This is a genomic window from Tabrizicola flagellatus (assembly GCF_008271465.1).
GTDB lineage: Bacteria > Pseudomonadota > Alphaproteobacteria > Rhodobacterales > Rhodobacteraceae > Tabrizicola > Tabrizicola flagellata.
In genome coordinates, this window is record NZ_VMDU01000008.1 from 15,986 (window position 1) to 38,548 (window position 22,563).

Annotated in this window: 19 protein-coding genes; 16 read left to right on the forward strand and 3 right to left on the reverse strand. The window is 68.4% G+C overall.

What is annotated here, in order from left to right; genetic code table 11:
• Position 1 precedes the first annotated feature (1 nt).
• From FL625_RS11905 to folD, 11 genes are all read left to right on the forward strand, one after another.
• Entirely contained in the window at positions 2 to 1,165 is a 1,164-nt protein-coding gene (locus FL625_RS11905; protein ID WP_149588900.1) for an energy transducer TonB, read from the forward strand.
• Positions 1,166 to 1,259: 94 nt separating this feature from the next.
• Positions 1,260 to 2,591, forward strand: a complete 1,332-nt coding sequence (tolB, locus tag FL625_RS11910; RefSeq protein WP_149588901.1) for a Tol-Pal system beta propeller repeat protein TolB — start codon at positions 1,260 to 1,262, stop codon at positions 2,589 to 2,591.
• Positions 2,592 to 2,681: 90 nt separating this feature from the next.
• Positions 2,682 to 3,215, forward strand: a complete 534-nt coding sequence (gene pal, locus FL625_RS11915; protein WP_149588902.1) for a peptidoglycan-associated lipoprotein Pal — start codon at positions 2,682 to 2,684, stop codon at positions 3,213 to 3,215.
• 4 nt (positions 3,216 to 3,219) lie between these two features.
• Entirely contained in the window at positions 3,220 to 4,071 is an 852-nt protein-coding gene (ybgF, locus tag FL625_RS11920) for a tol-pal system protein YbgF (protein WP_149588903.1), read from the forward strand.
• The gene (gene tilS / locus FL625_RS11925; RefSeq protein WP_149588904.1) at positions 4,062 to 5,261 is read left to right on the forward strand and encodes a tRNA lysidine(34) synthetase TilS; all 1,200 of its coding nucleotides are present in this window, start codon (positions 4,062 to 4,064) and stop codon (positions 5,259 to 5,261) included. The genes ybgF and tilS overlap by 10 nt, the downstream gene beginning before the upstream one ends.
• A gap of 84 nt (positions 5,262 to 5,345) precedes the next feature.
• Positions 5,346 to 7,271, forward strand: a complete 1,926-nt coding sequence (ftsH, locus tag FL625_RS11930; RefSeq protein ID WP_149588905.1) for an ATP-dependent zinc metalloprotease FtsH — start codon at positions 5,346 to 5,348, stop codon at positions 7,269 to 7,271.
• 85 nt (positions 7,272 to 7,356) lie between these two features.
• Entirely contained in the window at positions 7,357 to 8,334 is a 978-nt protein-coding gene (locus FL625_RS11935; RefSeq protein ID WP_149588906.1) for a magnesium transporter CorA family protein, read from the forward strand.
• A 13-nt stretch (positions 8,335 to 8,347) separates the two neighbouring features.
• Positions 8,348 to 8,956, forward strand: coding sequence for an MOSC domain-containing protein (locus FL625_RS11940; protein ID WP_149588907.1), 609 nt, complete (start codon positions 8,348 to 8,350; stop codon positions 8,954 to 8,956).
• Between the two features lie 156 nt (positions 8,957 to 9,112).
• Complete coding sequence (locus tag FL625_RS11945) at positions 9,113 to 10,789, forward strand: formate--tetrahydrofolate ligase (protein WP_149588908.1); 1,677 nt, start codon at positions 9,113 to 9,115, stop codon at positions 10,787 to 10,789.
• Positions 10,790 to 10,854: 65 nt separating this feature from the next.
• Positions 10,855 to 11,166: a chorismate mutase gene (locus FL625_RS11950; RefSeq protein ID WP_149588909.1), complete on the forward strand. Its 312-nt coding sequence runs from the start codon at positions 10,855 to 10,857 to the stop codon at positions 11,164 to 11,166.
• 3 nt (positions 11,167 to 11,169) lie between these two features.
• Entirely contained in the window at positions 11,170 to 12,060 is an 891-nt protein-coding gene (folD, locus tag FL625_RS11955) for a bifunctional methylenetetrahydrofolate dehydrogenase/methenyltetrahydrofolate cyclohydrolase FolD (protein WP_149588910.1), read from the forward strand.
• 36 nt (positions 12,061 to 12,096) lie between these two features.
• On the opposite strand, the gene pdeM is transcribed toward folD, so the two are convergent.
• Positions 12,097 to 12,744, reverse strand: a complete 648-nt coding sequence (gene pdeM, locus FL625_RS11960; protein ID WP_149588911.1) for a ligase-associated DNA damage response endonuclease PdeM — start codon at positions 12,742 to 12,744, stop codon at positions 12,097 to 12,099.
• A gap of 77 nt (positions 12,745 to 12,821) precedes the next feature.
• The gene (locus FL625_RS11965; protein WP_149588912.1) at positions 12,822 to 15,209 is read right to left on the reverse strand and encodes a ligase-associated DNA damage response DEXH box helicase; all 2,388 of its coding nucleotides are present in this window, start codon (positions 15,207 to 15,209) and stop codon (positions 12,822 to 12,824) included.
• 341 nt (positions 15,210 to 15,550) lie between these two features.
• Between FL625_RS11965 and FL625_RS11970 the strand changes: the two genes are divergently transcribed.
• The 4 genes from FL625_RS11970 to FL625_RS11985 are packed head-to-tail and all read left to right on the forward strand — an operon-like array spanning position 15,551 to position 19,480.
• On the forward strand, positions 15,551 to 16,363 hold the full coding sequence (locus FL625_RS11970) for a TIGR00282 family metallophosphoesterase (protein WP_149588913.1): 813 nt from the start codon (positions 15,551 to 15,553) through the stop codon (positions 16,361 to 16,363).
• Entirely contained in the window at positions 16,360 to 17,322 is a 963-nt protein-coding gene (locus FL625_RS11975) for a DMT family transporter (RefSeq protein ID WP_149588914.1), read from the forward strand. Before FL625_RS11970 ends, FL625_RS11975 begins: the two co-directional genes overlap by 4 nt.
• Complete coding sequence (locus FL625_RS11980; RefSeq protein WP_149588915.1) at positions 17,322 to 19,100, forward strand: SLC13 family permease; 1,779 nt, start codon at positions 17,322 to 17,324, stop codon at positions 19,098 to 19,100. The genes FL625_RS11975 and FL625_RS11980 overlap by 1 nt, the downstream gene beginning before the upstream one ends.
• Before the next feature lie 14 nt (positions 19,101 to 19,114).
• Entirely contained in the window at positions 19,115 to 19,480 is a 366-nt protein-coding gene (locus tag FL625_RS11985) for a hypothetical protein (RefSeq protein ID WP_149588916.1), read from the forward strand.
• Positions 19,481 to 19,561: 81 nt separating this feature from the next.
• On the opposite strand, the gene fsa is transcribed toward FL625_RS11985, so the two are convergent.
• Positions 19,562 to 20,215: a fructose-6-phosphate aldolase gene (fsa, locus tag FL625_RS11990; RefSeq protein ID WP_149588917.1), complete on the reverse strand. Its 654-nt coding sequence runs from the start codon at positions 20,213 to 20,215 to the stop codon at positions 19,562 to 19,564.
• 132 nt (positions 20,216 to 20,347) lie between these two features.
• Between fsa and FL625_RS11995 the strand changes: the two genes are divergently transcribed.
• Positions 20,348 to 22,522: a primosomal protein N' gene (locus tag FL625_RS11995; RefSeq protein WP_235019403.1), complete on the forward strand. Its 2,175-nt coding sequence runs from the start codon at positions 20,348 to 20,350 to the stop codon at positions 22,520 to 22,522.
• The last annotated feature ends 41 nt before the right edge of the window (positions 22,523 to 22,563 follow it).

Below are 22,563 nucleotides of genomic sequence, written 5' to 3' on the forward strand. Positions count from 1 at the left end.
GATGGAGAAGCGCTTCGAGACTGGAACGGTGGTATCGGCGGCCGGGCACCTTGGGGTCATCCTCTGGGTGCTGGTCGGCGACTGGCTGTTTCCGGCCTCGGCCCCGCCCGAACCGCTGGTGATGACCGTCTCGACCCTGACCAGCGCCGAGTTCGACGCGCTGCAGGCGGCCTCGACCCCCAATCCGGCAGAAGAGCCCGCCGCCGAAGTGCCGGCGACGCGACCGGCGGCGCGACCCGAGCCCGCGCCCGAGCCGGCACCTGCGCCCGAGCCGACGCCACAGCCCGAACCGGCCCCTGCCCCGGAGCCGGACCCCGTCCCGGAACCCGACCCGATGCCCCAGCCGCAGGCCAGCGACCTCGCCCAGGCCCAGACCGAGCAGCTGATCGAGACCGAATCCACTGAGATCCAGCCGCTGCCCGAGGCCGCGGACATCATCGCCCCCGACCCGGTGCAGCCCGAGACCGAAGCGCCGGTCTCGGACACGCCGGAACCGGCGGTCAGCGAGGACGTGGCGGCCGACCAGGTGATCCCGCAAGAGCCGACCGAGGCTACGGCGCCGCGCGACACCGGCGACGTGACCCGCACCGAGGCGAACGAAACGCAGACCGCCGAAACCGGCATGGCCACCTCGCTGCGCCCGCGCGCAAAGCCCTCGCGCCCGGCGCCTGCGCCCGAGCCGGACCCTGCCCCCACGGCCTCGGCCGAGCTGAACGTGCAGCCGGTGGACGACCAGGCGACCGAGGATGCCATCGCCGCCCTTCTGGGCGAGGCGGTGGAGACCCCGGTCGAGACCCCCGCAGAACAGCCCGCGACCTCGGGCGGGCAGAACCGGCCGCAGGGGCCGCCCTTGACCGGGGGCGAGATGGGCAACATCGCCTCGGCGATCTCGCGCAAGTGGAACCTCGGCGCCTCCTCGACCGATGCGCTCAGTTCGCTGGTCGTGGTGCGGGTCAGCTTTGCCGCGGACGGCACGCCGACAGGGTTCGAGCTGATCGAGTCGAGCGGGCCGAGCCAGGGCGGCATCAACACGCTGTATGAAACCGCGCGTCGCGCGGTGAACCGGGCGCATGCGGAAGGCGGACTTCCGCTGCCCCCCGACAAGTACGACACCTGGCGCGTGTTGGACCTGGTCTTCGATGCCAATGGGATGAGGGCACGATGACGGGAACCGAAGGCGCGCATTTCCCCTTTTCCCCTGCCGGGCAGGCGGGCAATCCCAATCAAGAGAACGGAGCATGAGGCCGATGACCAGACCCATGAGAACACCCTTCCGCACCCTGCTGGCAGTCGTCCTGGGGATCCTGACGCTCGCGGCCGCCCCGGTCCTGGCGCAGTCCGGCCCGCCCCGGATCGTCATCGGGCCGGGGGTGATCGAGCCGATGCCGATCGCGGTGCCGACCTTCGTGGACGAGGGCGGCGCAGGGGACTATGCGCGGCAGATCACCCGGGTGGTGATCTCGGACCTGGAGGGCACCGGCTTCTTCCGCACCATCGGCGAGGATGCGCATATCAGCCGGATCACCAGCTTCGACGGCGGCATCGCCTTCGAGGACTGGAAGGCGATCAATGCGCAGGTGCTGGTGACGGGCGCGGTCAGCGTGGCCGGCGACCGGATCACGGTGAAGTTCCGCGCCTATGACGTGTTCAACGGCCAGGTGCTGGACGGCGCGGCGTTGCAGTTCGCGGGCACGACCCAGGGCTGGCGGCGCATGGCGCACAAGGTGGCCGACGTGGTCTATTCGAAGATCACCGGCGAGGGCGGCTATTTCGACAGCCGCGTGGTCTTCGTCAGCGAAAGCGGCCCGAAGAACGCCCGCGCCAAGCGGCTGGCGGTCATGGATTACGACGGCGCCAACGTGCAATACCTCACCGATTCGAGCGCGATCGTCCTGGCCCCGCGCTTTTCCCCCACCGGCGACCGGATCCTCTACACCAGCTACGAGACCGGCTTCCCCCGGATCACGCTGATGGACGTGGGCTCGCTGCGCCGCCAGACGCTGGAGGAACAGCCCGGAACGATGACCTTCGCCCCGCGTTTCTCGCCCGACGGGCAGACCGTGGTCTTCAGCCTGGAACGCGGCGGCAACACCGACATCTACGCCCTGTCGCTGGGCGGAGGCGGGCTGCGGCAGCTGACCAATTCGCCCTCGATCGAGACCGCGCCGTCGTTCAGCCCGGACGGCAGCCAGATCGTGTTCGAAAGCGACCGCACCGGCACGCCGCAGATCTACATCATGCCGGCCTCGGGCGGCGAGGGCACGCGGATTTCGGGCGGCGAGGGCCGCTACGGCACCCCGGTCTGGTCCCCGCGCGGCGACTACATCGCCTTCACCAAGCAGAACGCCGGGCGCTTCCACATCGGCGTGATGCGTACCGACGGGTCGGAGGAACGCCTGCTGACCGCCAGCTTCCTGGACGAGGGCCCGACCTGGGCGCCGAACGGGCGCGTCCTGATGTTCACCCGCGAGACGGCGGGCGCGGGCGGGCAGACCTCGCTGTGGTCGGTGGACATCACCGGACGGAACCTGAAACAGATCCCGACCGAAGGGCCGGCCAGCGACCCTGCCTGGTCGCCGCTTTTGCCGTGAAATGTGACGCGCCGCCGATTCCCTCGGCGGCGCAAAGCTGTTAATCTGAGCCGCAATCGAGCCAACGAACCAACAAGAAGGATGCCCTCCATGAGCCTCGCCGCGAAATCGCTGCTTCTGGTCGCCGCACTTGCCCTTGCGGCCTGCAACAACCCAGACCGTTACGGCGCCGGCGGCGCGGGCGGTGCCGGTGGTGCCGGCGGCATGGGCGGAGCCGGGATCGACACCACCGGCCTTGGCGATCCGAACAACCCGACCTCGATCGCCTATTTCAACCAGCGCGTCGGCGACCGGGTGCTGTTCGCGGTGGACCAGTCCACCCTGTCACCCGAGGCGCGCCAGATCCTGACCGCCCAGGCGCAATGGCTGAACCAGAATCCCGGTTATGCCGCGATCATCGAGGGCCACGCCGACGAACAGGGCACGCGTGAATACAACCTCGCCCTCGGCGCCCGCCGCGCGGCCGCGGTGCAGAACTTCCTGATCAGCCAGGGCGTCGCCGCCAGCCGCATGCGCACCATCAGCTATGGCAAGGAACGCCCGATCGAGGTCTGCTCGGAAGAGGCCTGCTATGCCAAGAACCGTCGCGCCGTGACCGTGCTGTCGGCAGGCGCCGGGGTCTGACCGCATGCGGCGCCTTGGTCTGAGCCTGGCCCTCTGTCTGCTGCCGGTTCTGGGTCATGCCCAGGACCGCGCGCAGACCCTGGCCGACATCCGGTCCGAACTGGCCGCGCTGGCCGCCGAGTTCAACGCGCTGAAATCCGAGCTGGTCTCGACCGGCGCGATCAGCAGCGGGGCAGCGGGGGGCGATGCGCTGACCCGGATGGACACGATCGAGGCGTCGCTGGCCCGGCTGACCGCGCGCACCGAAGAGGTGGAGCTGCGGCTGAACCGGGTTGTCAATGACGGGACCAACCGGATCGGCGACATCGAATACCGCCTGTGCGAGTTGACCGAGGGCTGCGATCCGGCCAACCTGGGGGCGACCTCGGTGCTGGGCGGCGCCTCGGGCGGGGCGGCGGCTCCGGCGGTCGCGCCGCCGGTGGCCTCGGGCGGAACAGGCACGGGCACGACGGGCACGGGCGGGGCGGAACTTGCAGTAGCCGAACAGGCAGACTTCGACCGGGCCAAGGAGGTGCTCGGTCAAGGTGACTTTCAAGGGGCTGCAGCGCTCTTTGCGACCTATGCCCAATCCTATCCTGGCGGGCCGCTGATCCCCGAAGCGCATTACCTGCGCGGCGAGGCGCTGTCGAAACTGGGTGATACCGGCAACGCGGCGCGGGCCTATCTCGATGCCTTCTCGGCCGCGCCCGAGGGGCCGTTTGCCCCCGACGCGCTGTTGAAGCTGGGCGAGGGGCTGGGCGCCCTGGGTCAGGTGCAGGAGGCCTGCGTGACCCTGGCCGAGGTCGGCGCGCGCTTCCCGGGCAGCATGGCCGCGACCCAATCGACGGTGGCGATGCAGGGCTACGGGTGCCAGTAGGGCAGGATCGGCTTGTCGGCCTGATCCGCGAGGGCCTGCCGCAGGGCGAGACGGTGGGAATTGCCTTGTCGGGCGGTGGGGATTCCACCGCCCTTCTGCATCTGGCGCTGCGGGCGGGCCTGAGGGTCGAGGCGGTGACGGTGGATCACCGACTGCGCCCCGAAAGCGCCGCCGAGGCCCGGACGGTGGCCGCCGCCTGCGCGGCGCTTGGCGTCAGGCACGAGGTCCGGGTCTGGGAACATGGAGTGATCGCGGGCAACCTGATGGATGCGGCACGGCGGGCGCGGATGGCGCTCATCGCCGGCTGGGCCGCGGCGCGGGGCATCCGCACCGTGGCCCTGGGGCATACCCGCGACGATCAGGCCGAAACGGTGCTGATGGGTCTGGCCCGCGCGGCGGGGCTTGCCGGTCTGTCCGGGATGCGCCCGGCCTGGCAGGAAGCCGGGGTCGAGTTCCGCCGCCCGCTCTTGGCAGCCGGACGGGCCGAACTGCGCGACTGGCTGCGCGCAGAGGGCATTGGCTGGATCGACGATCCCACGAACGAGAACGACCGCTTTGCCCGGACCCGCGCGCGGAAGGCATTGGCGGCCTTAGCGCCTCTGGGCATCACCGCGTCGCGGCTGGCCGAGGTGGCGGGGCATCTCGCCCGGGTGCAGGAGGCGCTGGAGGTGCAGGTGGCGGCGGCGGCCGCACAGCATGTGGCCGAGCGCGCCGGGGCGCTGCGCTTCGACGCCCGGCTCTGGTCGGAACCCGCCGAGGTGCAGCGGCAGGTGGTGATTGCCGGGCTGATGTGGCTGTCGCCGTCGGAGTACGCTCCGCGCGCCGCCGAAACCCTGCGCATCGGACGGGCGCTGTCGGCGGGGGGAGATGCGACGCTGGCCGGGTGCCGGGCCCGGTCCGGCTGGCTGATGCGCGAGCCGCGCGCTGTGGGCGGCGCGGTTCCGGTCGGCGCGCTCTGGGACGGGCGCTGGCGGGTCGATGGGCCGGAGGGCGAGGTGCGCGTGCTGGGGGCCGAGGGGCTGCGGCAGCTGCGGGACTGGCGGGCGACGGGCCTGCCGCGCGAGGTGCTGCTGGTGACACCCGGGGTCTGGCAAGGCGAACGGCTGCTTGCCGCGCCGCTTGCCGGGTGCGGCGAAGGGTGGCAGGCGAAACTGGACCGACCGTTTCACCTTTTCGGACTGAGTGATTGAACCCGGGCCGCAAAGGTTTATCTTAGGCCCAAAGTCGCCTTGGCCCCATGGGGGGCCGACGGCGCATTCGGGAGATCCCTTACCTTGGGCAACGCGCGCAATATCGCCTTCTGGGTCGTGCTTCTGATTCTGGTCATGGCGCTGTTCCAGCTGTTTTCGGGCAACCAGACCACGATGTCGTCGCGGTCGCTCACCTATTCCGACTTCATCGAGAGGGTCGAGGCCGGACAGGTCTCGAAGGTCGTGCTGGATGGCGAGCGGGTCGTGGTGATCGGCAAGGACGGCAATTCCTATGTCACCATCAAGCCGCCGGGCGACATCGTGACCGACAACCTCTCGCGCGAGCTGATCGCCAAGGGTGTCGAGGTCCAGGCCGAGCCGCAGGCGCAGTCGGGCTTCGTCTCGGTCCTCCTGTCCTTCCTGCCCTTCCTCTTGCTGATCGGGGTCTGGATCTACTTCATGAACCGGATGCAGGGCGGCGGGCGCGGCGGCGCCATGGGCTTCGGCAAGAGCCGGGCAAAGCTTCTGACCGAAAAGCAGGGTCGCGTCACCTTCGACGACGTGGCGGGCATCGACGAGGCCAAGGAAGAGCTGGAAGAAATCGTCGAGTTCCTGCGCAACCCGCAGAAGTTCAGCCGGCTCGGTGGCAAGATCCCGAAGGGCGCGCTGCTGGTCGGCCCGCCCGGCACCGGCAAGACGCTGCTCGCCCGCGCCATTGCGGGCGAGGCGGGGGTGCCGTTCTTCACCATCTCGGGCTCGGATTTCGTGGAAATGTTCGTGGGCGTGGGTGCCTCCCGCGTGCGCGACATGTTCGAGCAGGCCAAGAAGAACGCGCCCTGCATCGTATTCATCGACGAGATCGACGCCGTGGGCCGCGCGCGCGGCGTGGGCATCGGTGGCGGCAACGACGAACGCGAGCAGACGCTGAACCAATTGCTGGTCGAGATGGACGGCTTCGAGGCGAACGAGGGCGTCATCATCATCGCCGCCACCAACCGAAAGGACGTGCTGGACCCCGCACTGCTGCGTCCCGGCCGCTTTGACCGGCAGATCCATGTGCCGAACCCCGACATCAAGGGCCGCGAGAAGATCCTCTCGGTCCATGCCCGCAAGGTTCCGCTGGGGCCGGATGTCGATCTGCGGACCATCGCCCGCGGCTCGCCGGGCTTCTCGGGTGCCGACCTGATGAACCTGGTGAACGAGGCCGCGCTGATGGCCGCGCGCGCGGGGCGGCGGTTCGTGACCATGGTCGATTTCGAGAATGCCAAGGACAAGGTCATGATGGGGGCGGAACGCCGCAGCATGGTGCTGACCCCCGAACAGAAGGAGATGACCGCCTATCACGAGGCCGGTCACGCCATCGTCGGCATGTCCCTGCCGAAATGCGACCCGGTCTACAAGGCGACCATCATCCCGCGCGGCGGGGCGCTTGGCATGGTGATGAGCCTGCCGGAAATGGACCGGCTGAACTGGCACAAGGATCAGTGCGAGCAGCGCATCGCCATGACCATGGCCGGCAAGGCCGCCGAGATCATCAAGTACGGCGAGGACGCGGTGTCGAACGGCCCCTCGGGCGACATCCAGCAGGCCAGCGCCCTGGCACGGGCCATGGTCCTGCGCTGGGGGATGTCGGAAGTCGTCGGCAACATCGACTATGCCGAGGCGCATGAAGGATATCAGGGCAATGCCGGGGGCTTCTCGGTCAGCGCCGAGACGAAGAAGCTGATCGAACAGGAAGTGAAGCGCTTCATCGACGAGGGCTACGAGACCGCGCGCCGCATCCTGCTGGAAAAGCGCGATGAATGGGAACGGCTGGCCAAGGGCCTTCTGGAATACGAGACCCTGACCGGTGACGAGATCCGCAAGGTCATCGCGGGCGAACCTCTCGGGGGTGACGACAAGGCCGATACGCCCCCTTCGGGCGGCGGCACCGCCTCGGTCGCGGCGATTCCCAAGACCAAGTCGCGGGCCAAGAAGCCGGGACCCGAGCCCGAACCGGCGCCTTTGTGACCGAAGAACGGCCCCGCGATCACGGGGCCTTTTTCTTGTGATCCGCCGCCGGTAGTCTGACCGCCGGAACGACAGGAGCAGCGGTGTGATCACGGCATATGTTTCCCAGGGCAGCCGGCTGGCCAGGCTGTCCGACCAGCATCAGCACCTGGGCGAGGCGGTCTGGATCGATCTCGAGGCGCCAACCGTGGCCGAGGAGGATGCGGTCGAGGCGGCAGTCGGGATCGACATCCCCACGCGCGAGGACATGCAGGAGATCGAGGTCTCCTCACGGATCTACCGCGAGGACGGCGCGCTGTTCCTGACCGCCCAGGTGGTGGCGACCGATGCAGAGCAAAAGATCAGCATAGGCCCGGTGACCTTTGTGGTGCTGCCCGATCGGCTGGTCACCGTGCATTACCACCATCCCGGCTCCTTCGCCCATTTCGCGGACTGGGCCGCGCGCCACGACACGCCGATCCGCTGCGGGGTCGATGCGCTGCTTGGCCTCCTGGAGGCGGTGGTGGACCGCCTGGCCGACATCCTGGAGGGCGAGGCGCGCCGGCTGGACGTGCTGTCGAAGTCGCTGTTCGGCGCCGAACGCGTCCAGGAAGAGGCAGATGGCCTGTCCGACGTGCTGCGCCGGATCGGCCAGGCCGAGGATGTGAACGCCAAGGTCAACGAAAGCCTGGGCACGCTCGTGCGGCTCGTGGGTTATCTGACCGCCGACAAGGAAAGCCATTCGCCGCTGCGCATGGCACAGGCCACGCGGACCCAGGCCAAGACCCTGCTCCAGGACATCCGCAGCCTGCGCGAGGTCGCGGCCACCCAGGCGGACAAGGTCCGCTTTCTGCTCGACGCGACGCTGGGCGTCATCAACATCCGCCAGTCGGACGTGATCAAGATCTTCTCGGTCGTGGCTTTCGTCTTCCTGCCGCCGACCTTGATCGCCAGCATCTACGGGATGAACTTCGAACACATGCCGGAACTGTCCTGGACCTGGGGCTATCCCATGGCGCTGGGGCTGATGGTCGTCTCGGCCGTGGTGCCCTGGCTGATCTTCCGCTGGAAGAAGTGGCTCTGACAAGGAAAACGCGATGCCCGCCCTGATCCCGACCGATTTCACCGCCCGGGTCGTCTGGCTGGGCTACCAGCCCGTGCCTGTGGAGAAGCTGGTCATCACCGCCGTCCCCCTGGCCGAGATGCCGCTGAGCTTCGCCGGCTACGCGGGCGAGGTCCATGCCGGGCTGACGCGCCCCTCGTGCAGCCGGGTGCTGAAGCAGCACCCGAGGGACACCGAGATCCGCAACGTGCGCCAGCTTTGCGTGGTCAGCGCCGAGGAGATGGCCGAGGTCGCCCGCGACATGGGTCTTGCGGCGATGGATTACGCCTGGGTCGGCGCCTCGCTGGTGCTGGAGGGCATCCCCGACCTCACCCACCTGCCCCCCTCCAGCCGGTTGCAGGGGCCAGACGGGGTGACGCTGGTGGTGGACATGGAAAACCTGCCCTGCCAGGAGCCCGCGGTCACCATTGAGAAGGCGTTGCCGGGACAGGGCAAGGGCTTCAAGCGGGCGGCCGAGGGCAAGCGGGGCGTCACCGCCTGGGTGGAACGCGAGGGCGTGCTGCGGCTGGGAGACGAGATGCGGTTGCATGTCCCGGCGCAGCGGGCCTGGCAGTCAAAGCAGACGCAGCGGAAAATTAATTAATCCGGGGGAAAATTTCGCTCTGCCAGCGGCGGGTTTCTTATCGGAAACGCGGCAAGGCGATTTTCGCGGTCTTTAGGTCGCAAAACGCCTTCGGCAGGTGCCTTCAGCCCGGTATCACGTCGCAAACGGAACACTCTGCCCCGTGGGAGACGCGACATGGCCTTCAAGACCGACATCGAGATTGCGCGCGAAGCGAAGAAGAAGCCAATCATGGAGATCGGGGCCAAGCTAGGCATCCCGTCAGAGCATCTGCTGCCCTATGGCCATGACAAGGCCAAGGTGAGCCAGGAGTTCATCAAGAGCCTCGCCGGCAAACCCGACGGCAAGCTGGTCCTCGTCACCGCGATCAACCCGACGCCGGCGGGTGAGGGCAAGACCACGACCACGGTTGGTCTGGGCGACGGGCTGAACCGGATCGGCAAGAAGGCGGTGATCTGCATCCGCGAGGCGTCCCTTGGCCCGAACTTCGGGATGAAGGGCGGGGCCGCGGGCGGCGGGATGGCCCAGGTCGTGCCGATGGAGGAGATGAACCTTCACTTCACCGGCGACTTCCACGCCATCACCTCGGCCCACAACCTGCTGTCGGCGATGATCGACAACCACATCTACTGGGGCAACGACCTGGGCATCGACGAGCGTCGGGTCGTCTGGCGCCGGGTGATGGACATGAACGACCGCGCGCTGCGCGACATCGTGGTCAGCCTCGGCGGGGTGTCGAACGGCTTCCCGCGCCAGACCGGGTTCGACATCACCGTCGCCTCGGAAGTCATGGCGATCCTCTGCCTGTCCAATGACCTGGAAGACCTGCAGAAGCGGCTGGGCGACATCGTGGTGGCCTATACCCGCGACAAGAAGCCGATCTACTGCCGCGACATCAAGGCCGACGGCGCGATGACGGTGCTGCTGAAGGACGCGATGCAGCCGAACCTGGTGCAGACGCTGGAAAACAACCCGGCCTTCGTGCACGGCGGCCCCTTCGCCAACATCGCCCATGGCTGCAACTCGGTCATCGCCACGAAGACCGCGCTGAAGCTGGGCGAGTATGTGGTGACCGAAGCCGGGTTCGGGGCCGACCTCGGGGCCGAGAAGTTCTTCGACATCAAGTGCCGCAAGGCGGGGCTTAAGCCGGCGGCGGCGGTGATCGTGGCCACGGTGCGCGCGATGAAGATGAACGGCGGCGTCGCCAAGGCCGACCTCGGCGCCGAAAACGTGGAGGCCGTGAAGAAGGGCTGCCCGAACCTCGGCCGCCACATCGCCAACGTGAAGAGCTTCGGCGTGCCGGTCGTCGTGGCGATCAACCACTTCTACAGCGACACCGACGCCGAGATTGCGGCCGTGAAGGCCTATGTCGCCGAACAGGGCGCCGAGGCGGTGCTGTGCAAGCACTGGGCGCAGGGCTCTGCCGGGATCGAGGACCTGGCGCATGCCGTGGTAAAGCTGGCGGAAAGCGGGGCGTCCAACTTTGCTCCGCTCTATCCCGACGAGATGCCGCTGTTCCAGAAGGTCGAGACCATCGCCAAGCGCATCTATCACGCCGACGAGGTTCTGGCCGACAAGTCGATCCGCGACCAGCTGAAGGCCTGGGAAGCCGCAGGCTATGGCCACCTGCCGATCTGCATGGCCAAGACCCAGTACAGCTTCACCACCGACCCGAACGTCCGCGGCGCGCCGACCGGCCATTCGGTTCCGGTGCGCGAGGTGCGGCTCTCGGCCGGCGCCGGCTTCATCGTGGTGATCTGCGGCGAGATCATGACCATGCCCGGCCTGCCCAAGGTGCCGAGCGCCGAGGTGATCCGCCTGAATGACGCAGGCCAGGTCGAGGGCCTGTTCTAAGCGGTCGCATTGCCTAAGGCGGGGCTTCCCCTTATCTCGGGGGGGCCTCGCCGAAGGAGAAGACGATGCGAAAGCCCGCCGACTGCACGACCATGGCCCATATCCGGGCCGAGATCGATCGGCTGGACGAGGATCTCGTCCGGCTGTTCGCGGAGCGGGCGGCCTATATCGACCGCGCGGCCGAGATCAAGGCAGAGGTTGACCTGCCCGCCCGGATCGAGGCCCGCGTCGAGGAAGTGGTGCGAAACGTCCGCCGCCACGCCGACACCTACGGGCTGCCGCCCGATCTGGTGGAAAAGCTGTGGCGGCGGCTGATCGACTGGTCCATCGCGCGCGAGGAAAGCAAGCTTGGACCTGACAGTCTTCGGAAGGGATAGGACATGACGGCCAAGGTGATCGACGGCAAGGCTTTCGCGGCGGGGGTGCGGGCGCAGGTTGCCGAGCATGTGGCGCGGCTGAAGGAAGAGAACGGCCTTCAGCCGGGCCTTGCGGTGGTGCTGGTCGGCGAAGACCCGGCCTCCAAGGTCTATGTGAAGAACAAGCATGCCTCGACCATCGAGGTCGGAATGGCATCCTTCGAACATCGCCTGCCGGCCGAGACCTCGGAGGCCGACCTTCTGGCCCTGATCGACCGGCTCAACGCGGACCCGAAGGTGCATGGGATTCTGGTGCAATTGCCCCTGCCCGGCCATCTGAACTCGGAGCTGGTAATCAACCGGATCAACCCTGCCAAGGACGTGGACGGGTTCCACATTTCGAACGTCGGGCTTCTGGGCACCGGGCAGAAGTCGATGGTGCCCTGCACGCCGCTCGGCTGCCTGATGATGCTGCGCAATCACCATGGCAAGCTTGCCGGGCTGGAGGCGGTAGTCGTCGGCCGGTCGAACATCGTTGGCAAGCCGATGGCGCAGCTACTCCTCGGTGACAGCTGCACCGTGACGATCGCCCACAGCCGGACAAGGGACCTGGCAGCGGTCTGCCGCCGCGCGGATATCCTGGTGGCGGCGGTCGGCCGGCCCGAGATGATTACCGGCGACATGGTGAAACCCGGCGCCACGGTGATCGATGTCGGCATCAACCGGATCGAGCGGGACGGCAAAGGCAAGCTGGTCGGCGACGTGCACTACGAAAGCGCGGCGGCGGTCGCGGGGGCGATCACGCCGGTGCCGGGCGGGGTCGGGCCGATGACGATTGCCTGCCTTCTGGCGAATACCCTGACCGCCTGCTGCCGGGCACACGGGCTGGCGGAGCCCGAGGGGCTGACGGCCTGACGGCAACCCAAGAATTTTCGTCGAAAATTCCTGGGCTCAGCGTGGCATGGGAATGGCGAGAACACGCGGGCCGGTCAGGATGGCCAGCGCGTCCTTGGCCATAAGCGCGGCAAGCGCCGGGTCGGTGCAGCTCAGCCCCCCGGTATAGGCACCATAGGCGGGCAGGATCAGCCGGTCGGCATCGGCGAGGAAACAGGGCCTCGACTGGCCGGCAAGCCGCGCCTTGGGGTGGTAATGCCCCGAAATCTCGGCGCTTTGCGCCGGGTCGGCGATGTGGCGGAACGTAAAGGGGGCCAGCGGCAGTTCGGCCCGGTGGGTGCCCCCGATCTCGATCGGCCCCGGATCGTGATTTCCGGTGATCCAGGTCCAGTCGCGCCCGGCCATCAACCGGATCAGCCAGAGGCGTGAGGCTTCCTCGATCCCGTCCAGCGCCGCAAGGTCGTCGAAACTGTCGCCGAGGCAGATGACCTTCTCGGCCCTTGTCGCTTCGAGGTCGTGGTCCAGCTTTTCCAGCGTGGCCTGCGTCTCATAGGGGGGCAGCAGCGCCCCGCCGCGCCGGGCAAGACGTTCGGATTTGCCCAGATGCAGGTCCGAAACGGCGAGCGTCGCCCTAGCCGGCCAGAACAGGGCGCCGGACGGCATGAGGTGCAGGGTCTCGCCTTGCAAGAGAAGCCTGTGGTGCATGGCGCCTGATTGCCCGAGGCCGATGCCGCTGGCAAGCGCGGTGCCTCCGGCGGGAGTATTTGCAAAGGGGCAAGAGCTCAGGTCAGGCCCGCGGCCTCCATCAGGGCCTGGGCCTGGGCCGAGGCCAGACGGTCACGTCCCTCGCCTTGCACGGGGATGCGACCGGGTTCGAAGAACAGCGGCGCCGCAAGGGGTGTGACCCTGTTCAGCCGGACCAGGTCGATGCGGCCTTCGATCCGGGCCAGCATGGCCTCGATGCGGGAAAAGTCGATGAGGCCGCGCAGGGCCTCTTCCCGCGTGATCTGCAACAGGAGATGGTCGGGGTCGTAGCGCCGCAGCGTGTCGTAGAGGATGTCGGAGGAGAAGGTCGCCTGCCGACCGGTCTTGCGGCGGCCCTGGTGGGAGCGTTCGATCAGCCCGGCGATGATGGCGGTGGACCGGAAGGTGCGCTTCATCACCGCGTTGCCGGCAAGCCAGGTGTCCAGGCCGTCGCGCAGCGTGGCCAGGTCGAACAGCGGGGCGGGATCGGTCACGGGGTCGAGGCCCCAGATCAAGGTTGCGTAGTCGGTGGCAACGAAGCCCAACGGTGCAAGCCCTTGCGATTCCATCTGTTTGGTGACGAGAAGGCCGAGGGTCTGCTGGGCATTGCGTCCCGCGAAGCCATAGATCACCAGGTGTTCGCGGCCGTCGTGGGGGAAGGACTCCAGGAGCAGGGACCGCGGGTCGGGCAGGCGCGAGACCTCGCGCTGTCTCGCAAGCCACCAGGCGGTGTGCGCGGGGAGATCGGGCCAGCTTTCCTGCTGGAAGATCTGGAGAATCCGGTCGGTGAGGAGGGTGGAGGTCGCGAACTTGGTGCCGTTGAAGACGGCAACCTTCGGGTCGCGCCCGGAACTGCGCGAGACCTCGACGGTCATTTCGCGCAAGGATTCGTAGCGGACGATCTGGCCGCCGATCAGGAAAGTGTCGCCGGGGGTGAGGGTGGCGGCGAAGCTTTCCTCGACCTCGCCAAGCGGCGCACCCTGGCCGCGGAGGCGGACCTTGAGCGTCTCGATGTCGATGATGGTGCCCAGGTTCTGCCGGATCAGCGCCGCGGCGCGAGGGTCGCGCAGGTGCCATTTGCCGTTCGTCTGCTTCAGGCGCTGCCAGCGGTCATAGGCCCGCAGCGCGTAGCCTCCGGTGGCCACGAAATCGAGGCAGGCGTCGAATTCCTCTTTAGTCAGAAGAGCATAGGGGCCGGCGGTGATGACCTCAGCGTAAAACTCGTCCGCATCGAAGGGGCCGGCGCAGGCGGTGGCGAGAATGTGCTGGCAGAGGACATCGCGGGGTCCGGGGCCGCGGGGTTCGCCGTCGAGGCTGTGGGCGCGGACGGCGTCGAGGGCGGCCTGGCACTCGACCACTTCGAAACGGTTGGCGGGCACGAGGAGTGCCTTCGAGGGCGCGTTGTAGCGGTGGTTGGCACGGCCGATGCGCTGGACGAGGCGCTTGACGTTCTTCGGCGCGCCGACCTGGATCACCAGGTCAACGTCGCCCCAGTCGATGCCGAGATCGAGCGACCCCGTGCAGACCACCGCGCGTAACTGCCCGTCGGACATGGCTTTTTCCACCCTTTCGCGGCTTTCCCGCGAGAGCGAGCCGTGGTGGATGCCGATGGGCAGGTCCTGGGTGTTCTGAAGCCAGAGGTCGTGGAAGAAAAGCTCGGCCTGGGCGCGGGTGTTGTGGAAGATGAGCGTGGTCTTGTGGCGGGTGATCTCGTTCAGGATCGCCGGGATGGCATAGCGACCGCCGCCGCCGCTCCAAGGCGGGTGCGCCTCGGTCTCCAGCATCGAGATGTCGGGGTCGGGACCGGGGTCGGCCTGCAGGATCGTGGTCTGCGGCGCGAGGAAGCGGGCGAGGGCCGGGGGATTCTCGACCGTGGCGGACAGGCCCACCAGGCGGAGCGCGGGGTTGCGCGACCGGAGGCGGGCGAGTTGCAGGACAAGCTGGTCGCCGCGCTTCGATTCGGCCAGGGCGTGAATCTCGTCCACGATAACCCTTTGCAATCCCTGAAAGATCCGCGGGGCATCCTCGTAGCTGAGTAGCAGCGCAAGGCTTTCCGGCGTCGTCAGCAGGATATGCGGTGGATCGGCGCGCTGACGGCGACGCTGGGTCCAGGAGGTGTCGCCGGTGCGGTCCTCGACCCGGATCTTCAGGCCCGCGCCCTCGATCGGGCGGCCCAGGTTACGGCGGATGTCGGCGGTCAGCGCCTTCAACGGCGAGACATAGAGGGTGTGCAGGCCGGGCGGGGGTGCCTCGCCCAGCTCGGCCAGGCTGGGCAAGAAGCCGGCAAGCGTCTTGCCGCCGCCGGTGGGCGCGATGAGGAGCGTGGCGGGATCCTGCGCCCGGTCGAGCATCGCCAGCTGGTGGGGATGCAGCGTCCAGCCCTGGGCAGCGAACCAGGCGGAAAGGGCTGGGGGAAGCGTCATCATGAACAAAGAGATAATGTGGCGGCCGGGATTGGGGAACGGGTCGGGGCGAACTGTGCGTTAACCCGCTGATCCGGCTGAAAAATCCGGGGCTGCTTTGCGTCGGCTTCCTGTCTGGCATGCGTCGGGCATCCGTCGGGCGGAGCGAATGGCGGGCCTCGCGTTAACCAAGTGCCGCGAATCGTGCGGCGGGGGCGAAGAATTTTCGGCGAAAATTCTTCTTTCCGGGCGGTTTTCCCGATGCCGCGAGTCAAGCGAGGAGCATGGGCTTTTCGGTGTGTTTTCTCCTCTGAAGCCTGCCAATTCACTTGCCGGCGGACGCCCCCCCGCCTAATCCAAGCGACATGAGACTGCTATTCCTTGGCGATGTCGTGGGCCGGTCCGGCCGTGCTGCGGTAACTGGTCGGCTGCCCGGTCTGCGGGAGGCCTGGGGCCTGGATTTCGTCGTGGTCAACGGCGAGAACGCGAGCCAGGGGGCGGGGATCACCGGCGAGCATGCCAGGGAACTTCTGGCGGCGGGGGCGGATTGCCTGACGCTTGGCGATCATGCCTTCGATCAGAAGGACATGCTGACCTTCATCGAACAGGAACCGCGGATCGTGCGGCCCCTGAACTTCTCGAAGGTCGCGCCGGGCCGGGGCGCCCGGGTGTTCGAGGCGACGCAGGGCCGCAAGGTGCTGGTGACGCAGGCCCTGGGGCAGGTATTCATGAAGCGGCCCTTCGATGACCCGTTCTCGGCGCTGGAAAACGTCCTGAAGGCGCACAGGCTGGGCGGCGTGGTGCAGGCGGCCATCGTCGATGTCCATGCCGAGGCCACGTCGGAGAAGATGGGCATGGGCCACTGGTGCGACGGGATGGCGAGCCTGGTAGTCGGCACGCATACCCATGTTCCCACCGGCGACGCCATGATCCTGCCCAAGGGGACCGCCTACCAGTCGGATGCGGGAATGTGCGGCGATTACGACAGCGTGATCGGGATGGAAAAGCTCGAACCCCTGCGCCGCTTTGTCACCGGCATGGCGAAGGGCCGGTTCGAGCCTGCCGGGGGCGAGGCGACCCTGTCGGGGGTCTATGTCGAGACCGACGACCGGACCGGACTGGCGACACGGGTGCGGATGATCCGGTTAGGCGGACGCCTGCAGGAGGCAACGCCGTGAGCGGACCGGATGCCGCGGCGCCGGCGGTCTCCCGGCCGAAGGGCACCGGGCGCGATGGGCAACCCGGTCGCTGGCTGTTCGTTGGCATCCTTCTGTGGCTGGGGATCGGCTGGGGGTCCACGCAGCCGCTCGGCAAGATCGCGACACAAGGCGGCGCTGGCGCGCTTGGGCTGACCTTCTGGCAGGCAGTGATCTGCACTGTGGTTCTGGGGATGATCTCGCTGGCACGTGGGCGGGGGCTGGTCCTTACCCGCCGGGCGCTGACCTTCTACGGGATTGTGGCGGTCCTGGGCACGGTCCTGCCCGGGTTGACCTTCTACACCTCGGCCGAGCGGTTGCCCTCGGGGATCATGTCGATCATCATCTCGACGATCCCGATGATGGCTTTCCCGCTTGCTCTTGTCCTTGGCATGGAGCGGTTCGACGGTATGCGGTTCCTCGGGCTGATCCTCGGGCTTGTCGCGGTGGTGCTGATCGCGCTGCCCTCGACCAGCCTGCCGGACCGCGGGATGATCGCCTTCCTGCCGCTCGCCTTGTGCGGGCCGCTGCTCTACGCGGTCGAGGCAACCTTCGTGGCGCGGTTCGGCATGGCGGGGATGGACCCGGTTCAGGCGATGTTCGGGGTCAGCCTGACGGCGGCCATCCTGACATTGCCGCTGATGCTGGCGACCGGCCAGACCTATGTGCCCTGGCCGGTCGGGCGCGAAGAGGCGGCGCTGGCCCTGTCCTCGGCTCTGCATGGCCTTCTGTACGCCACCTATGTCTGGCTGGCGGCGCGGGCCGGATCGGTCTTTGCGGCGCAGTCGAGCTATCTGGTGACGGCGGCGGGGATGATCTGGGCGATGGTGCTTCTGGGAGAGCGCCCCGCCCCCACCGTGTGGCTGGCAGTGGCCGTGATGCTGACCGGCGTCGCGCTGGTCCAGTCCCGTCAGCGCATCGCGCGGAAGGCGACGGACTGATGTTCGGAATCGAGCTGCCCGCCACCGCCGAACCATGGGTCGCCTTGACCATCCTGGTGGTGATGTTCGTCCTGTTCGTGCTGGAACGCATCCCGGTCGAGGTGACGGCGATCGCCGGGGCCGCGCTGATGCTGATCCTGGGCATCCTGCCGGTGAAGGAGGCGACCGCGGTGCTGGCCAACCCGGCACCCTGGACCATCGCGATGCTGTTCCTGGTGATGGGCGGCCTGGTGCGGACCGGCGCGGTCGAGGCCGTCGTGGCCGAGGTTACCCGCCATGCGGGGAATCGCCCCGGGCTGACGGTCGCGGTGCTGATCGGGGCCGTCGCGCTGGCCTCGGCCTTCATGAACAACACGCCGCTCGTCGCGGTGATGATCCCGGTGGTGATCCAGCTGGCGATCAAGATCGGGACGGCCCCGTCGAAACTGCTGATCCCGCTCAGCTACATGACGGTGATGGGCGGCATGATCACGCTGATCGGCACCTCGACCAACCTCCTGGTGGACGGGGTGGCGGCCGACAAGGGGCTGGCGCATTTCGGCCTGTTCGAGATCGCGCCGCTGGGGATCGCGGTGACGCTGGTCGGCGGGGCGTTCCTGGCGCTGTTCGGCAACCGGCTATTGCCGGCGCGGCAGTCGATGGGGGTGCTGCTGAGCGATAAGCGCAAGATGAAGTTCTTCACCGAGGTCGCGGTGCCCGAGGGCAGCACGCTCATTGGCCAGCCGGTGCTGGACATCGACCTGTTCAAGCGCGACGGGGTGCGGGTGATCGACGTGCTGCGGGGCGATGCCAGCCTGCGCCGCGATCTGGCGGCGGTGACGCTGGAGGCCGGGGACCGGGTGGTCCTGCGCACCGAGATGACCGAGCTGATGGGCCTGCACGCACGCAAGGACGTGCATCTGGTGGACAAGCTCTCGTCGGTCAAGACCGAGACGGTGGAGGTGCTGATCGGGCCGGGTTGCCGGATGGAGGGGCACCGGCTGGGCGACCTGCGGCTGCGGCGGCGCTACGGGGTCTATGTGCTGGCGGTGCACCGGCACAACCAGAACATCGGCCGGCAGCTTGACGACCTGATCGTGCGGGTGGGCGACACGCTGCTTCTGGAAGGCACGATCGAGGACATCCAGCGGCTGGCGGCGGACATGAACCTTCTGGACATCAACCGCCCCCGGGTGATGGCCTTCCGCCGGTCCAAGGCGCCGATCGCGCTGGCGGCGATCGCGCTGATCGTGACGCTGTCGGGGCTGGAGGTGGCACCGATCCTGCCGCTGACCGTGATCGCCGTGGCGGGCATCCTGGTCACCCGCTGCGTGGACAGCGACGAGGCGTTCTCCTTCGTGGACGGGCGCCTCCTGGCGATGATCTTCGCCATGCTTGCAGTCGGCGAGGGGCTGGACAATTCCGGTGCGGTCGAGCTTCTGGTGGCGGCCGTCGCGCCCTGGATGGAGAACCTCGGCCCCTTCACCCTGATCCTCGTGGTCTATTTCATCGGCCTGGTGCTGACCGAGTTCCTGTCGAACAACGCGGTGGCCGTGATCTACACGCCGGTCGCGATCCGGCTGGCCGAGAACCTGGGCCACGACCCGCGTCCCTTTGTCGTGGCGGTGATGTTCTCGGCCACGCTCGCCTTCGCGACGCCGGTGGGCTATCAGACCAACATGATGGTCTATGGCCCGGGGGGCTACAGGTTCTCGGACTTCGCGCGGGTGGGCGTTCCGCTGAACATCCTACTGATGCTGGTGGTCTGCGCGCTGATCCCGCTGATCTGGCCTTTGTAGAAGGGAGAGCGCGGATGCGCCGTTTGCTGATCGTTGGACTTCTGGCGGGCTGCGTCGCGACGGGCGGGGCGCCCGTGCCGCAGGCGGCGCGGCTGTCGGCGGATGTGCTGACGCTGACCCTGTCGGACGGCACCACCTGCCGCGCCCGCTGGGCCGAGGCCGGGGGCACCGGCCGGATGGAGAATTGCGGACCCGGCTTCGGCTATGCGGTCCGGGTGGTCGAGAACCCGAACCTCCTGCGCCAGCTGTTCACCGGGCTGACCTCGGCGCTCGGTGCCGAGGGCGCCGTCGCGCCGATGGCCGAGGTTGTGATCACCGACGCCACGGGGCGGGACCATGTCTTCGTCTCGCCCCCGCCGGTGGACATGTCGGACGACTGAGAACGGGCTCGTCGTGCGACTTCGCCTTCTCCTCGCGGGACCCGCGACGAGCGACGAAGTCGCCGAGGAGCGTTCCGGGGGTCAGAGGATCTTCTGCCCGGTCTTGGCCCAGTCCTTCAGGAACTGGTCGAGACCCTTGTCGGTCAGGACATGGCTCGCCAGCGCCTTGATCACCGCCGGCGGCGCCGTGACCACGTCCGCGCCGATCATCGCGCAGTCCTTCACATGGTTCGGCGAGCGGATCGAGGCGGCGAGGATCTGGGTCTTGAAGTCGTAGTTGTCGTAGATCGTGCGGATGTCGCCGATCAGGTCGAGGCCATCCAGGTTGATGTCGTCGAGCCGCCCGATGAAGGGCGAGATGAACGTCGCCCCCGCCTTGGCGGCCAGCAGCGCCTGGTTCGCGCTGAAGCAGAGCGTGACGTTGACCATGAAGCCTTCCGAGGTCAGCACCTTGCAGGTCTTGAGCCCGTCCCAGGTCAGCGGCACCTTCACCGCGATGTTCGGGGCGATGGCGGCCAGCTTGCGGCCCTCGGCGATCATCTCGTCGGCCTTGACCGCCACCACCTCGGCCGAGACCGGGCCGGTCACGAAGGAGCAGATCTCCTTCGTGACCTCGAGGATGTCGCGGCCCGATTTCAGGATCAGCGAGGGGTTGGTGGTCACGCCGTCCACCATGCCGAGGTCGTGCAACTCGCGGATCGCGTCAACGTCGGCGGTGTCGATGAAGAATTTCATGGGGTCCTCCCTGGTGCGGTTGCGGGGAGCGCAACGGCGGGGTTGAATGCTCTCGGTGGGCGGTTTACCCGAAACCCTGGGCAAGCGAAAGGTTGCAGCTTGGGCGAACGGGTCTATCGTGCGGGCGACCTGGTGGGGGTGCTGCTTGCGGAAGCCCTGGGCGGCGCGCTGGGGGGGCGGCTGCTGGACTATCGCGCGCCCGAGGGCGGCTGCGGCGACGGGGATTTCGTCGAAGTGCCGCTGGGGCCTCGCCGGGTGCTGGGCGTGGTCTGGGGGCCGGGCGAAGGCGGGTTCGACCCCGCGAAGATCCGCCCCGTCACAAGGGTGCTGGAGGCGCGGCCGATGCGGGCGGAACTGCGCGCCTTCCTCGCGCGGGCAGCCGACTACACGCTGACCCCCCTGCCCGCCATGCTGCGGCTTGCCACCCGCGCGCCGGGACTGGGCGACCCGCCCTCCACCCGGCGGGTCTACCGGCTGGCCGGCCCAGTCCCGAACCAGCTGACCGAGGCGCGGCACCGGGTGATCGAGGCCCTGCGCGACTACGGCGGCGCGCCGGTCACGCTGGGGGAGCTGGCCGAGGCGGCCGGCTGCGGGGCAGGCGTCGTCAAGGGGCTGGTGAAGCTGGGCGTGGTGGCCGAGGAGGACGCCCCCCGCGACACGCCCTATCCGCGCTTGCGCGCCGATATGGGGATGCGGCTGCAGGGCGATCAGGTGGCGGCGGGGGATGCGCTGGTCGCCGATGTCGCGCGCGGGGAGTATGCGGCGACGCTCTTGAAAGGCGTCACCGGGTCGGGCAAGACCGAGGTCTATCTGGAGGCGGTGGCCGAATGTCTGCGCCAGGGGCGGCAGGCGCTGGTGCTGTTGCCCGAGATCGCGCTGACCGCCGAGTTCCTGACCCGCGTCGAAGCCCGTTTCGGTGCGCGTCCGGCCGAGTGGCATTCCGGCGTCACCATGACGGAACGTCGCCGGCTCTGGCGCATGGCGGCCGAAGGCGAGGCGGGGCTGGTGGTGGGCGCCCGGTCCGCCCTGTTCCTGCCGTTCCGGGACCTTGGTCTGATCGTCGTCGATGAGGAGCACGACACCTCGTACAAGCAGGAGGATGGCGTCCTCTACAACGCCCGCGACATGGCGGTGCTGCGCGCGGCGATCTGCGGCTGCCCGGTGGTGCTGGCCAGCGCCACGCCCAGCCTCGAGACCTGGGCGAATGTCGAGGCGGGGAAGTATCGGCGGCTGGATCTGGGCGCGCGCTTCGGCGCGGCGGAGATGCCCGAGATGCGGGCGATCGACATGCGGGCCGAGAAGCTGCCGGGGGACCGCTGGATTTCCGAGACGCTGGCCGGGAAGGTCGGCGCCGTGGTGGCGCGGGGAGAGCAGGCGCTTCTGTTCCTGAACCGGCGCGGGTTCGCGCCCGTTACGCTCTGCCGGGCCTGCGGGCATCAGGTGGGCTGCGACCACTGCGATGCCCGGATGGTGGAGCACCGGTTCCAGAAGCGGCTGGTCTGCCACCAGTGCGGGGCGACGAAGCCGGTGCCGGTGGCCTGTCCTTCCTGCGGGGTCGAGGGCCGGATGGCCGCCGTGGGTCCGGGGGTGGAGCGGCTGGCCGAGGAAGTGGCGGCGCGGTTTCCCGAGGCTCGGGTGGCGGTGCTGTCCTCGGACCTGTTCGGATCGGCGCGGGCGCTGAAGGAGAAGATCGCCGAGATTTCGGCCGGCGGGGCGGATATCATCATCGGCACGCAGATCGTGGCCAAGGGGCACAACTTTCCGCTCCTGACGCTGGTGGGCGTGATCGATGCCGATCTCGGGTTGCAGGGGTCCGACCTGCGGGCGGCGGAGCGGACCTTCCAGCTGATGCGGCAGGTCGCGGGGCGGGCGGGGCGGACGGCGGAACGGCGGGGCGAGGCCTGGCTCCAGACGCATCAGCCCGAGCATCCGGTGATCCGCGCGATCCTCGGGGGCGACGAGGAGGCCTTCTGGCGGGCCGAGGCGGCCGAGCGCCGCGCCTCGGGCGTTCCGCCCTATGGGCGGATGGCGGGGATCATCCTGTCCTCGCCCGATGTGGCGCAGGTCTTCGACTTCGGGGCCGAGCTGGCGCGCCGGTCGGAGCCCCTGAGGCGGATCGGGGCCGAGGTCTGGGGTCCGGCTCCGGCGCCGATCGCAAGGGTGCGGGGCCGGCACCGGGTGCGGCTTCTGGTGAAGGCGGAAAAGGGCGCGCCGTTGCAGGCGGCGCTGGCGGAATGGCTGGCGCAGGTCAGGGTGCCGAAGGATCTGCGGCTGGCGGTGGACATCGATCCGCAGAGTTTCTTGTAGGCGGCTGTTGCAGGGATCGCACATCCCGCCCGGCGCGGCCG

Excerpts from the sequence above, each read along its gene's own strand:
- tolB (WP_149588901.1), top strand. The coding sequence starts at position 1,260 with ATGAGAACACCCTTCCGCACCCTGCTGGCAGTCGTCCTGGGGATCCTG.
- fsa (WP_149588917.1), bottom strand. The coding sequence starts at position 20,215 with ATGAAATTCTTCATCGACACCGCCGACGTTGACGCGATCCGCGAGTTG.
- FL625_RS11950 (WP_149588909.1), top strand. The coding sequence starts at position 10,855 with ATGCGAAAGCCCGCCGACTGCACGACCATGGCCCATATCCGGGCCGAG.
- pal (WP_149588902.1), top strand. The coding sequence starts at position 2,682 with ATGAGCCTCGCCGCGAAATCGCTGCTTCTGGTCGCCGCACTTGCCCTT.
- FL625_RS11980 (WP_149588915.1), top strand. The coding sequence starts at position 17,322 with ATGTTCGGAATCGAGCTGCCCGCCACCGCCGAACCATGGGTCGCCTTG.
- folD (WP_149588910.1), top strand. The coding sequence starts at position 11,170 with ATGACGGCCAAGGTGATCGACGGCAAGGCTTTCGCGGCGGGGGTGCGG.
- FL625_RS11970 (WP_149588913.1), top strand. The coding sequence starts at position 15,551 with ATGAGACTGCTATTCCTTGGCGATGTCGTGGGCCGGTCCGGCCGTGCT.
- FL625_RS11985 (WP_149588916.1), top strand. The coding sequence starts at position 19,115 with ATGCGCCGTTTGCTGATCGTTGGACTTCTGGCGGGCTGCGTCGCGACG.
- FL625_RS11945 (WP_149588908.1), top strand. The coding sequence starts at position 9,113 with ATGGCCTTCAAGACCGACATCGAGATTGCGCGCGAAGCGAAGAAGAAG.
- ybgF (WP_149588903.1), top strand. The coding sequence starts at position 3,220 with ATGCGGCGCCTTGGTCTGAGCCTGGCCCTCTGTCTGCTGCCGGTTCTG.
- FL625_RS11905 (WP_149588900.1), top strand. The coding sequence starts at position 2 with ATGGAGAAGCGCTTCGAGACTGGAACGGTGGTATCGGCGGCCGGGCAC.
- FL625_RS11965 (WP_149588912.1), bottom strand. The coding sequence starts at position 15,209 with ATGATGACGCTTCCCCCAGCCCTTTCCGCCTGGTTCGCTGCCCAGGGC.
- FL625_RS11940 (WP_149588907.1), top strand. The coding sequence starts at position 8,348 with ATGCCCGCCCTGATCCCGACCGATTTCACCGCCCGGGTCGTCTGGCTG.
- pdeM (WP_149588911.1), bottom strand. The coding sequence starts at position 12,744 with ATGCACCACAGGCTTCTCTTGCAAGGCGAGACCCTGCACCTCATGCCG.